This is a genomic window from Rahnella bruchi, from assembly GCF_003614975.1.
GTDB lineage: Bacteria > Pseudomonadota > Gammaproteobacteria > Enterobacterales > Enterobacteriaceae > Rahnella > Rahnella bruchi.
On the sequence record NZ_QZWI01000015.1, the window covers coordinates 43,121 to 55,674 of the forward strand.

The 12,554-nt window shown below is 53.9% G+C and carries 12 protein-coding genes; 9 read left to right on the forward strand and 3 right to left on the reverse strand.

Translation table 11 applies throughout. The annotated features are described in order from the left end of the window. Window positions 1–2 precede the first annotated feature (2 nt). Window positions 3–752, reverse strand: coding sequence for a uroporphyrinogen-III synthase (gene hemD, locus D5398_RS20310; RefSeq protein ID WP_120509246.1), 750 nt, complete (start codon window positions 750–752; stop codon window positions 3–5). Then, complete coding sequence (gene hemC / locus D5398_RS20315; protein ID WP_120509247.1) at window positions 749–1,690, reverse strand: hydroxymethylbilane synthase; 942 nt, start codon at window positions 1,688–1,690, stop codon at window positions 749–751. The genes hemD and hemC overlap by 4 nt, the downstream gene beginning before the upstream one ends. A 330-nt stretch (window positions 1,691–2,020) precedes the next feature. Between hemC and D5398_RS20320 the strand changes: the two genes are divergently transcribed. The 7 genes from D5398_RS20320 (at window position 2,021) to uvrD (ending at window position 10,437) form a co-directional block, all read left to right on the forward strand. After that, window positions 2,021–4,579, forward strand: a complete 2,559-nt coding sequence (locus D5398_RS20320; protein WP_120509248.1) for a class I adenylate cyclase — start codon at window positions 2,021–2,023, stop codon at window positions 4,577–4,579. Between the two features lie 158 nt (window positions 4,580–4,737). Then, the gene (lptM, locus tag D5398_RS20325; RefSeq protein ID WP_112290268.1) at window positions 4,738–4,941 is read left to right on the forward strand and encodes an LPS translocon maturation chaperone LptM; all 204 of its coding nucleotides are present in this window, start codon (window positions 4,738–4,740) and stop codon (window positions 4,939–4,941) included. 95 nt (window positions 4,942–5,036) lie between these two features. Then, complete coding sequence (dapF, locus tag D5398_RS20330; protein WP_120134467.1) at window positions 5,037–5,861, forward strand: diaminopimelate epimerase; 825 nt, start codon at window positions 5,037–5,039, stop codon at window positions 5,859–5,861. After that, window positions 5,858–6,562 (forward strand): DUF484 domain-containing protein, encoded by a 705-nt coding sequence (locus tag D5398_RS20335; RefSeq protein WP_120509249.1) that lies wholly within the window; start codon window positions 5,858–5,860, stop codon window positions 6,560–6,562. Before dapF ends, D5398_RS20335 begins: the two co-directional genes overlap by 4 nt. Further along, on the forward strand, window positions 6,559–7,470 hold the full coding sequence (xerC, locus tag D5398_RS20340; RefSeq protein ID WP_120509250.1) for a tyrosine recombinase XerC: 912 nt from the start codon (window positions 6,559–6,561) through the stop codon (window positions 7,468–7,470). The genes D5398_RS20335 and xerC overlap by 4 nt, the downstream gene beginning before the upstream one ends. Next, entirely contained in the window at window positions 7,470–8,186 is a 717-nt protein-coding gene (gene yigB, locus D5398_RS20345) for a 5-amino-6-(5-phospho-D-ribitylamino)uracil phosphatase YigB (protein ID WP_120509251.1), read from the forward strand. The genes xerC and yigB overlap by 1 nt, the downstream gene beginning before the upstream one ends. An 85-nt stretch (window positions 8,187–8,271) precedes the next feature. Continuing rightward, window positions 8,272–10,437, forward strand: coding sequence for a DNA helicase II (gene uvrD, locus D5398_RS20350; RefSeq protein ID WP_120509252.1), 2,166 nt, complete (start codon window positions 8,272–8,274; stop codon window positions 10,435–10,437). A 122-nt stretch (window positions 10,438–10,559) separates the two neighbouring features. Here the strand turns inward: uvrD and D5398_RS20355 are convergent, their stop codons facing one another. After that, complete coding sequence (locus D5398_RS20355) at window positions 10,560–11,036, reverse strand: WbuC family cupin fold metalloprotein (protein WP_120509253.1); 477 nt, start codon at window positions 11,034–11,036, stop codon at window positions 10,560–10,562. 207 nt (window positions 11,037–11,243) lie between these two features. Between D5398_RS20355 and ysgD the strand changes: the two genes are divergently transcribed. Together ysgD and corA are read left to right on the forward strand one after the other, a co-directional pair. Next, entirely contained in the window at window positions 11,244–11,300 is a 57-nt protein-coding gene (gene ysgD, locus D5398_RS25865) for a YsgD/CorL family protein (protein ID WP_369921081.1), read from the forward strand. A 166-nt stretch (window positions 11,301–11,466) separates the two neighbouring features. Beyond that, a complete protein-coding gene (corA, locus tag D5398_RS20360) occupies window positions 11,467–12,417 on the forward strand; it encodes a magnesium/cobalt transporter CorA (protein ID WP_104924058.1) in 951 nt (316 codons plus the stop codon). Window positions 12,418–12,554: the final 137 nt, after the last annotated feature.

Below are 12,554 nucleotides of genomic sequence, written 5' to 3' on the forward strand. Positions count from 1 at the left end.
CCTTAGTCAGGTAGTTGTAATGCGCGGATCAGCGCATCATTGTCTGCATTTTCGGCAACCCGAACAGCACTCCAGCCGAGCTGGCGGGCGAGGGTTGCCAAACGTTCACTGACCACGACCAGATTACAGCGCAGTAACCATGAGTTTCGGTAGTAATCAGGAACTAACTGGTACAGCTGTTGCAGCATTTCTCCGCTGGTCACGACCAGCGTATCAATTCCGGCGCGTTGCCAGAGAGCGCTCTGTTCGCTGGCATCGTAGTAAACCGGGCTGCGTTGATAACATTCGCAGTAGGTCACTTCAACGCCGCGTTCGGTGAGCGTTTCGGCCAGCAATTCCCTTCCGCCATTGCCACGCAATATCAGCGCTTTTTTGCCTTGTATGCGTTGCAATGCCGGGAGATTCAACAACATCTCGCTGGTTTCACCATCCTGTGGATAGACAACCGGGAGACTGCTGGCACGATGAAACAACAGGCCTGTGGTGCGGCCAATCGCATAATAGCTGACGTTATCCGGCCAGCGGGTGGCAGACTGACGCAGTGCGCGATCGGCGTAGTTCACGGCATGTTGAGAGAGAACAAATACCAGATCCTGCTGATTTAATGAGGATAGCAGGTTCGGCAACATTACGAGCTGGTTCCCCGGCGCAAATTCAATCAGCGGGGAATGAAAGGCTACCCGGCCCATAGTACGCAGCCGGTTAACCAGCTTTTCTCCTGCCGGAGAGGGACGGGTAACCAGAATGGTCATTGGGGAGCGTTCCCTTTATAGACCTCTTGCAGAATTTCACGTGCGCCGTTTGCCAGCAGTTCTTCGGCAAGTTCCACGCCCATGCTGTACGCGTTAGCGGCAGGACCGCGACGTTCGCCGGATACCATCTGGCTTCCGTCGGGTGCGCCCACCAGCGCACGCAGCCACAGCTGGTCGCCGTCGAGTTCGGCGTAGCTGCCAATCGGCACCTGACAACCGCCTTCGAGGCGCATGTTCATCGCCCGTTCAGCCTCAACGCGTACCGTGGTTTCGCGGTGCGCCAGGGGGGCAAGTAAATCGCGGGTGTTTTGATCGTCGAGACGGCATTCGATGCCGACTGCACCCTGTCCGACCGCTGGCAGACACTCTTCGGGCGTCAGCGCCGTACGGATGCGATTCTCAAGACCCAGGCGTTTGAGTCCGGCGACGGCCAGAATAATGGCATCGTATTCGCCGTTATCGAGTTTGGATAAGCGGGTGCCTACATTGCCGCGCAAATCACGGATCACCAGATCCGGGCGTTTCTGGCGCAGCTGGCACTGACGGCGCAGGCTGGAGGTACCTACTACGCTACCATGCGGCAACTCGGCCAGACTGGCATAATGATTTGAGACGAAAGCATCGCGCGGGTCTTCGCGTTCACAAATTGTGACCAGTCCCAGGCCTTCAGGAAACTCAACCGGCACATCTTTCATAGAGTGCACGGCAATATCCGCGCGGCCATCGAGCATCGCCAGCTCAAGCTCTTTCACAAACAAGCCTTTGCCGCCGACCTTGGCCAGCGGGGTATCTAAAATGATATCGCCCTTGGTGACCATCGGGACCAGTTCCACTTGCAAACCGGGATGACAGGCCATCAGCTGGCTTTGAACATATTGTGCCTGCCACAGAGCCAGAGGGCTCTGACGGGTGGCAATTCGAATGATTTTGTCTAACATGTTTGTTACCGTTTAACTGTCTCTGTGACCATCCTACCACTGACAATAGAAAGCTGTCAGCGTAAGAAGCCATTCGGAAAAGTAGGGTAACGGTCAGTGCGGGGAATTGTCCCTTTCAGGAACAGACGGTAAAATCCAGAGAAGCGGAAGAGTAATTGTGGTGCGTTACTTTCTTTACGGTCAATCAGCAAGGTGTTAAATTGATCACGTTTCCAGCAATAATTCGTCAACTATTTGCGCAATCATGATTGTTCAAAGCATAAGCATCACGATAAATGACGGATTTGGAACGGGGTTATTTCCAGACACTGTATAATCAGGCGAAACGTCTTGTACCTCTACATCGAGACATTGAAGCAAAGATTGGATGCGATCAACCAGTTACGAGTCGATCGTGCGCTGGCAGCCATGGGTCCTGCGTTTCAACAGGTCTACACACTGCTTCCTGTCTTTTTACATCAACATCACCCTCTGATGCCGGGATACCTTGAAGGTAAGGTTCCGCATGGTATCTGCATTTTCACGCCTGATGAATCCCAGCAAACCTATCTGACTGACCTCGAAGATAAATGGGGCAGCGCGCTCGAGCCTATGGTGAAAGGCGAATTGCCGATAACCGGCGTCTATTCGATGGGCAGCACCTCCTCAATCGGTCAGAGCCAAAGTTCTGATCTGGATATCTGGGTCTGTCATCAGTCCTGGCTCGATAACGAAGAACGCAACCGCTTACAGCAAAAATGCAGCCTGTTAGAAAAATGGGCGGCCTCGCTGGGCGTGGAAGTCAGCTTCTTCCTGATCGACGAAAACCGCTTCCGCCATAACGAAAGTGGCAGCCTGGGTGGCGAAGACTGCGGTTCAACGCAGCACATCTTATTACTCGACGAATTCTATCGTACCGCGGTGCGCATGGCCGGTAAGCGTATTCTGTGGAATATGGTGCCGGGCGAAGAAGAAGCACATTACGACGAATACGTCCTTTCGCTATACGCGCAGGGCGCTCTGACACCAAATGAGTGGCTTGATCTGGGCGGCCTCAGCACGCTTTCGGCGGAAGAGTATTTCGGCGCGAGCCTGTGGCAGCTGTATAAAAGTATCGATTCGCCTTATAAAGCGGTACTAAAAACGCTGCTGCTGGAAGCCTATTCGTGGGAATACCCGCAAACTCAGTTGCTGGCGATGGATATCAAACAACGTCTGCATCAGGGCGAGATTGTCAGCTTCGGGCTGGATCCTTACTGTATGATGCTCGACCGCGTGACCCGTTATCTCACCCAGATTGAAGACCCGACCCGCCTTGATTTAGTCCGCCGCTGTTTCTATTTAAAGGTCTGTGAAAAACTTTCCCGCGCACGGGCATCCGTTGGCTGGCGTCGTGAAATTCTCAGTCAACTGGTCGCGGAATGGGGCTGGGACGAAGAACGTCTGGCGATCCTGGATAACCGGGCGAACTGGAAAATCGAGCGTGTGCGTGAAGCGCATAACGAACTGCTCGATGCCATGATGCAAAGCTATCGCAACCTGATCCGCTTTGCCCGTCGTAACAATTTAAGCGTCAGCGCCAGCCCGCAGGATATCGGCGTGCTGACCCGTAAGTTGTACGCCGCATTCGAAGCGCTGCCGGGCAAAGTGACGCTGGTGAACCCGCAGATTTCGCCTGACTTGTCTGAGAACGATTTAACCTTTATTCATGTGCCGATTGGCCGTGCGAACCGCACCGGCTGGTATTTGTATAACCAGTCGCCGTCGATGGAATCCATCGTCAGCCATCAGCCGCTGGAATATAACCGTTATCTGAACAAACTGGTGGCGTGGGCCTATTTCAACGGTCTGCTGACGTCTACGACGCGCCTGCATATAAAAAGCGGCAGTCTGTGTGATATCGCTAAATTGCGCGAACTGGTGGCGGATGTGTCGCATAACTTCCCGCTGCGACTGGCTGCGCCGACGCCAAAAGCGTTATACAGCCCGTGTGAAATTCGCCACTTAGCGATTATCGTCAATCTGGAACACGATCCGACCGCCGCCTTCCGCAATCAGGTGGTGCATTTTGATTTCCGTAAACTGGATGTTTTCAGCTTTGGGCAAAATCAGGAATGTATGGTCGGCAGTATCGACCTGCTTTATCGCAACTCGTGGAACGAAGTGCGTACGCTGCATTTCAGTGGTGAACAGGCGGTGCTGGAAGCGCTGAAAACTATTCTGGGCAAAATGCATCAGGACGCCGCACCGCCGGAATCGGTGGAAGTGTTCTGCTACAGCCAGCATTTACGCGGCCTTATCCGCACGCGTGTTCAGCAACTGGTGTCGGAATGCATTGAACTTCGCCTTTCGAGCAAGCGTCTCGAACCTGGCCGTTTCAAAGCCGTGCGTGTCGCCGGACAAACCTGGGGCCTGTTCTTCGAACGCCTGAGTGTTTCAGTGCAGAAGCTGGAAAACGCCATCGAGTTCTACGGTGCGATTTCCAATAATAAGCTGCATGGACTGTCGGTAAAATTGCAGACTGACCAGGCGCATCTGCCGGCGGTTATTGACGGCTACGCCAGCGAAGGGATCATTCAGTTCTTCTTCGAAGACAGCTCCGACGACATTGGTTTTAATATTTATATTCTTGACGAGTCGAACCGCGTTGAGGTCTATCACCATTGTGAAGGCAGTAAAGAAGATCTGGTGCGCGACGTGAGCCGCTTCTACTCCTCCTCGCACGACCGGTTTACCTACGGCTCAAGCTTTATCAACTTCAATCTGCCGCAGTTCTACCAGATCGTGTCCCTTGATGAGCGCATTCAGGTGATCCCGTTTCGCAGCAACGTGTTATCTGCGGCCTGCGCCACTGTGCCTGAAACTGAGGTCGAACCTTCCCGGTTGAAACAGCAATTTCAGTTGCATTAGAAAAGATGTCCCAATCCCGGACACGCGGCAGAATATCTGGCTTTCCTTCTCTTTAAACCCTGAAAATGTGCCCGCGTGTTTTATCGATTCCTGTTGCTTTTCATGATCCACCTGCGATTATAGAGAGCTTGGTCGCATGAATTACGGGCATTCATAAAATGAAAAACGCTTTACGCTGGTCTCTGGCCGCGACGATATTATTTTCTCTCTCCGGTTGTGGACTGAAAGGGCCGTTGTATTTCCCACCACCGGAAAAATCAACGACTCAGAAAACCAGTAATGTTCCAGGTACTGCTAACGACGGTTCATCGCAGCAGAAAGGTGTATCACCAGAAGATCTCACGACTAATTCCAGAGATTAACCGGCCTGTGCCGGGGGTTTCGTGCAGCACTGCCGGAGCCCTTTTCTTAAGGGATCATCGCGACTGGATTTGACCAGCGGTAAACGGAGTCAGTTATGCAGTTCTCCAAAATGCACGGCCTGGGAAACGATTTTATGGTCGTTGATGCCGTTACTCAAAATGTCTACTTCTCGCCTGAGTTGATCCGCCGTTTGTCCGATCGTCACCGTGGTGTGGGTTTTGACCAGCTACTGGTGGTAGAGCCACCTTATGACCCCGAACTCGATTTCCATTACCGAATCTTCAATGCCGACGGCAGCGAAGTGGCGCAGTGCGGCAATGGCGCGCGTTGCTTTGCCCGCTTTGTCCGCATTAAAGGTCTGACCAACAAACGCGATATTCGCGTCAGTACGCAGACCGGCCGCATGGTGTTGACGGTAACGGAAGATGAAGAAGTTCAGGTCAATATGGGCGAGCCGGTGTTTGAACCGCAACAGGTTCCTTTCCGTGCAGCGAAACCGGAAAAGACCTATATTCTGCGTGCAGAAGAGCGCACAGTATTCTGCGGCGTAGTGTCGATGGGAAACCCGCACTGCGTGCTACAGGTTGAGGATGTGTTAACGGCAGAAGTCGAAGTTCTCGGACCCATGCTGGAAAGCCACGAACGCTTCCCCGAACGTGTGAATGTCGGGTTCATGCAGATCCTCAGTCCGGAAAGCGTAAAGTTGCGCGTGTACGAACGAGGTGCCGGTGAAACACAGGCGTGCGGAAGCGGTGCCTGTGCCGCCGTTGCGGTAGGCATCCAGCAAGGGTTACTTGCTGAAGAAGTTCAGGTGGAACTGCCGGGAGGCAGCCTCGAAATTCGCTGGAAAGGGCCGGGTCACCCGCTGTATATGACCGGACCCGCCACTCATGTTTACGACGGATTTATTCATCTATGAACAATCTTGATGACCAGATTGAACCGGTGATAGCGCTCGACGACGACAGCGTGATGCAATATCTGCTGCAAAACCCGGATTTCTTTATTCGTAATGCCCGCAGCGTCGAGCAGATGCACGTACCGCATCCGGTGAAAGGCAGCATTTCGCTGGTTGAATGGCAACTCGGGCGTCAGCGTCATCAGATTGCGCAGCTTGAAGAAGAAATTACCTTGCTGATGGAGCAGGCGTCGATCAACGAATCGCTGTTCGGGCGGATGATCGAGTTACAGGCTACGCTCGCGGCGGCCAGCAGTTTGCAGGATATGCTAAACCGCCTGCAACGCTGGGCGCGCAGTCTCGGGCTGGCGGGTGCCAATGTGCGTCTGTTCAGCGAGGGATGGCGCATCGGCGCGCCTTCTGATTTCACCCATCTGGCGGTGAGCCGCAGCGCGTTTGAATCGATGCGTATTCAGCGTCTGGGCGAAACCCCGCACTATCTTGGTGGCCTGAACGGCCCGGAACTGTTGCTGTTATTACCGCAAGCCAAAGCCGTCGGTTCTGTCGCGCTTTCCCTGATGGGTGAGCACGGTGAACTGGGTGTGCTGATTTTCAGCAGCCGCGACCCGCAACACTACCAGCCGGGAATGGGCACAGTCTTACTCGATCAGCTGGCCAAAATGTTACCTGGCCTGCTGGAACGCTGGATAGAAAGGGTATGAGCCACACCGAATCGCCTCTCTATCCCGCGGTCGAGGCGTTTCTGCGTTACCTGCACGTCGAACGTCAACTCAGTCCGCTCACAACCACCAATTACAGCCGTCAGTTAGAAGCCCTGATCGCCATCAGCGGCGAAATAGGCATTTCTCACTGGCAGCAGCTTGATGCACCTAAAGTCCGCATGTTACTGGCGCGCAGCAAACGCGCCGGTTTAGGGCCTTCCAGTCTGGCGCTTCGCATGTCTTCGTTGCGCAGTTTTCTCGACTGGCTGGTGCGTCAGGGCGTATTAAGCGCCAATCCTGCCAAAGGAATTTCCACGCCGCGCTCCCCGAAACATCTGCCAAAAAATCTGGATGTCGATGAAGTGAATAAACTGCTGGAAATCGATCTTAACGATCCGCTTTCCGTGCGTGACCGCGCGATGCTGGAAGTGATGTACGGCGGCGGGCTGCGTCTTTCTGAACTGGTGGGTATCGACTGTAAACATATCGACATGGCCTCCGGCGAAGTGCGCGTGCTGGGTAAAGGCAGTAAAGAACGCAAGGTGCCGATCGGGCGTACTGCCGTCACCTGGCTGGAACACTGGCTGAAACACCGCGCTGATTTTAATCCGCAGGATGACGCGATGTTTTTGTCGAGCAAAGGCAACCGTATTTCTGCGCGTAATGTTCAGAAGCGTTTTGCCGAATGGGGCGTGAAACAGGGTGTTAACAGCCATATTCATCCGCATAAACTGCGTCACTCGTTTGCCACACATGTGCTGGAATCCAGCGGTGATTTACGCGCGGTACAGGAACTGCTGGGTCATGCGAATTTGTCCACTACGCAAATCTATACCCATCTGGACTTTCAACATCTGGCGACGGTTTACGACGCCGCGCATCCCCGCGCAAAACGAGGAAAATCATGATGAAGTTCTATCGTCCGCTGAAACGCATTGAAGCGATCACCTTCGATTTAGACGACACGCTGTATGACAATTACGATGTTATTCGTCGTACCGATTCTGAAACGCTGAAATCGATTCAGGGTTTCCATCCGGCGCTGGCTGAAATGGCACCGGACACCATCCGCCTGATGCGCGCAGAATTGCTGGCAGAGGACGCTGAGATTTATCACGACGTCACCGAATGGCGTCGTCAGGCCGTGTTGCTGGCGATGACCCGCGCAGGCCTGAGCGAAGGCGATGCCAAACTGGGCACAAAAGCCGCGATGGAAACCTTCGCCCTGTGGCGCAGCCGGATTTATGTTCCCGGAGAAAATCACGACGCGCTGGCCGCGCTGGCTGAACGCTGGCCTTTAGTGGCGATCACTAATGGCAATGCCGATCCGCACGCCTGCGGTCTGGCGCAATATTTCCAGTTCACCTTGCGCGCGGGCGATCATGGCCGGGCGAAACCTTACGCCGACATGTATAAAAAGGCGTCGATGAAGCTGGATATTCCGCTGGAAAACATTCTCCACGTCGGCGATGACCTGACAACTGACGTCGCGGGTGCCGTGCGTTGCGGCATGCAATCGTGCTGGATTAATTTGCGCGAAGGCGACCTGATGCACATTAACGATGCCCGCCTGTTACCGCATATTGAGATTTCGCAGTTGGCATCGCTGACAGCATTGCTATAATCCCTTCTTAAATTACTCTGTATAAATTCACAGTAGAAAAGCATTCACGTGGTGAGTGCTTTTCTCATCCTGACAAACGGTGCCTATGGACGTTTCTGACCTGCTCGACAGCCTGAATGAAAAACAACGTGAAGCCGTGGCCGCGCCGCGCAGCAATCTGTTGGTGCTGGCCGGGGCAGGCAGTGGCAAAACCCGCGTACTGGTTCATCGCATCGCGTGGCTGCTGGCAGTCGAAAAGTGCTCGCCGTATTCCATTATGGCGGTGACTTTCACCAACAAAGCGGCAGCGGAAATGCGCCACCGTATCGACCAGCTGATTGGCACCAGTCAGGGTGGCATGTGGATTGGTACCTTCCACGGCCTTGCGCACCGCTTGCTGCGTGCGCACCATCTGGACGCTAATCTGCCGCAGGATTTCCAGATCCTCGACAGTGACGACCAGATGCGTCTCATTAAGCGTCTGATCAAAGCGCTGAACATCGACGAGAAACAATGGCCGCCGCGCCAGGCAATGTGGTACATCAACGGCAAAAAAGACGAAGGTCTGCGTCCGCAGCACGTTGAGACTTACAACAATCCTGTCGAAGCGACGTGGTTACGCATCTATCAGGCCTATCAGGAAGCCTGTGACCGCGCCGGGCTGGTGGATTTCGCCGAGTTACTGCTGCGCGCTCATGAGCTCTGGCTGAACAAGCCGCATATTTTGCAGCATTACCGCGAACGCTTTACCAACCTGATGGTGGACGAATTCCAGGACACCAACAGCATTCAGTACGCGTGGATCCGTCTGCTGGCGGGCGATAACAATAACGTGATGATCGTCGGCGACGATGACCAGTCGATCTACGGCTGGCGTGGTGCGCAGGTTGAAAACATCCAGCGCTTCCTGAAAGATTTCCCAAATGCAGAAACCATTCGTCTGGAGCAGAACTACCGTTCAACCAGCACCATTCTGAAAGCTGCCAACTCGCTGATTGAAAACAATAATGGCCGTATGGGTAAAAACCTGTGGACTGAAGACGGCGAGGGCGAACCGATTTCACTGTATTGCGCATTCAACGAACTGGATGAATCGCGCTTTGTGGTTAACCGTATCAAAACCTGGCAGGACAACGGCGGTGCGCTGAAGGATTGCGCCATTCTTTACCGCAGCAACGCCCAGTCGCGTGTGCTGGAAGAAGCGTTGTTGCAGATGGCGATGCCATACCGAATTTATGGCGGGCAGCGGTTCTTCGACCGTCAGGAAATCAAAGATGCGCTGGCGTATCTGCGTCTGATGTCCAACCGCAATGATGATGCGGCGTTTGAACGGGTGGTGAACACTCCGACGCGCGGCATCGGCGACCGTACGCTGGATGTGGTTCGCCAGACCGCCCGTGATCGTCAGCTGACCATGTGGCAGGCTACGCGAGCGCTGTTACAGGAAAAGGTGCTGGCGGGCCGTGCAGCGTCTTCCCTGCAACGATTTACCGAACTGGTGGACGCGCTGGCACATGAAACTTCAGACATGCCGCTGCACGTGCAAACTGACCGGGTGATCAAGGATTCCGGCCTGTTCATCATGTATGAGCAGGAAAAAGGTGAAAAAGGTCAGGCGCGAATCGAAAACTTAGAGGAACTGGTGACGGCAACGCGTCAGTTCAGCTATCAGGATGAAGACGAAGATCTGATGCCGTTGCAGGCGTTCCTGTCGCACGCTGCGCTCGAAGCGGGCGAAGGGCAGGCGGATGCCAATCAGGATGCCACCCAGCTGATGACACTGCACTCTGCAAAAGGTCTGGAGTTCCCGCAGGTGTTCATCGTCGGTATGGAAGAAGGCATGTTCCCGAGCCAGATGTCGCTGGAAGAAAGCGGGCGTCTGGAGGAAGAACGTCGTCTGGCGTACGTTGGCGTCACCCGCGCCATGCAGAAACTGACCCTGACTTACGCCGAAACCCGCCGCTTATACGGCAAAGAAGTCTCACATCGTCCGTCGCGTTTCGTGGGTGAATTACCGGAAGACTGTGTCGAAGAGGTGAGGATGCGCGCTAATGTGTCGCGTCCGATGAGCAACCGCAGCGTCGGCACGTCAACCAGCGTCAGCGATACCGGCTTCAAACTCGGCCAGCGGGTTACACATCCTAAATTTGGCGAAGGTACCATCGTCAACATGGAAGGCAGCGGCGAACATAGCCGGTTGCAGGTGGCGTTCCCGGGGGAAGGGATCAAGTGGCTGGTTGCCGCCTACGCACGGTTAGAAGCCGCAAGCTAGCTTACTTGCGATCTTGAGCCCGGGCAGTGCTCGACATCCTCATGGACTACGTGTCCATTCCGGTGTCTCCGCGCTGGCCGGACTCAACCTCGCTGCGCCGCTGACGCTTGCACAACGGTGTATTAAAGGGCAAAAACGTCGCCCACTTCGGCTTTCGCATACCATTCCAGCGTTTCTTTTACGCCTTCTTCGCCTTCCGGCGGCGTGCCTGGCAGATAGTCTTGTTCTTGCACCGGCTGATACGCGCCGTGTTTCACTTCAAAAATCACGCCGCCTTCGTCGAGGGATAACACGCTGTGCCAGGTGTTGGCCGGGATTTCCAGCAGGCGGGTTTCTGCGCCGAGCCAAAGGCGGTCGGTGACTTTGCCGCTGTTATCGTAAATCAACACCAGAAAACGTCCGCGCAGGGCAGTCAGCATTTCCCACGTGTGGGGATGGCGGTGGATACGCACGTATGTACCCGGTTCCATCGCAATCGCCAGACGTTGCACGTCATCTTCCGGTGCCGGATGGATATTCAGATTCTGGCGCAGTCGCGGGGAATGAGAGGCTTTGGTGATCAGATCACACAGAGTGTCCTGGTTTATTTGCTTAATCATGATGAGTCTCTGCCTGAGAAGCTATGGGAATGGGGAAATCCAGTGCCTGAGTGTAGCCAAAAAAACGGTCAGACATAAGCCGGGAACGCTTACCAACACCGTCTGAAATTTATGCATAAATGTTGCCAGAATAGATTTGTTCGCGGTTGACAGTCTTTTTATTACCGGCGTAACATGCGCGCACTATTATCAATGAGGAACTGCGCCTTGGACACACCCAGTAGATACTGGCTCAATAACCTGTTTTCCAGGTACCACTTCTAAGGCCCTCCTCATTGCTGATGGCCTTAGTGGTTGTCAGCGACCCCGTTCTGTCGCTGTGAGTCAGATCTGAAGTTGGTCTGAATTACGCCGGTGACATTTTTCACTCCGTGATTTTCTGTGCTTCAACGCGTTGTCCACTTTCCGTAATTTTTGGGAGAACGGGCACATGCTGAGTGCTTTTAAATTAGAAAACAGCCGCTTATCCCGTTTAGAACTGGACGAGTCAGACGATCTCAAAACTTCATTGTGGGTAGATCTGGTTGAGCCTGACGAGCAGGAACGTGAGCGCGTTCAATGTGAATTAGGGCAAAGCCTGGCGACGCGTCCTGAACTGGACGACATCGAAGCCTCTGCACGTTTCTTTGAAGACGAAGACGGTCTGCATATTCACTCCTTCTTTTATTACGAAGATGCCGAAGACCATGCGGGCAACAGCACCGTCGCATTTACCGTGCGCGAAGGCCGTCTGTACACCCTGCGTGAACGCGAATTACCGGCGTTTCGTCTTTACCGTATGCGTGCCCGCAACCAGAAACTGGTCGATGGCAATGCGTACGAACTGCTGCTGGATTTGTTCGAAACCAAAATCGAACAGCTGGCAGACGAAATTGAAAATATCTACAGTGATCTGGAAAAACTCAGCCGCGTGATTATGGAAGGGCATCAGGGCGACGAATATGACGCCGCGCTTTCCACGCTGGCAGAGCTGGAAGATATCGGCTGGAAAGTCCGTCTGTGTCTGATGGATACCCAGCGCGCGCTGAATTTCCTGGTGCGTAAAGCCCGTTTACCGGCAGGTCAGCTGGAGCAGGCGCGCGAAGTATTACGCGATATCGAATCCCTGCTGCCGCACAACGAATCCCTGTTCCAGAAAGTGAACTTCCTGATGCAGGCGGCGATGGGCTTTATCAACATCGAGCAGAACCGCATTATCAAGATTTTCTCGGTGGTATCCGTCGTATTCCTGCCGCCAACGCTGGTGGCATCCAGCTACGGGATGAACTTCGAATTCATGCCTGAGCTGAAATGGTCATTCGGTTATCCGGGGGCGATTGCACTGATGATCCTCGCCGGTCTGGCACCTTATCTGTACTTCAAACGTAAAAACTGGTTATAACCGGGCAGACAATATTTCTCCCTCTCAGGCGCGCTCTGAGAGGGAAATTCCTGCATTGTTTCCCCCTCCGGCGTTTGAAATATGTTAATAAAGAGCGTCGAATTCTCTTAACTACAGACCAGAAACCATGTTGATGG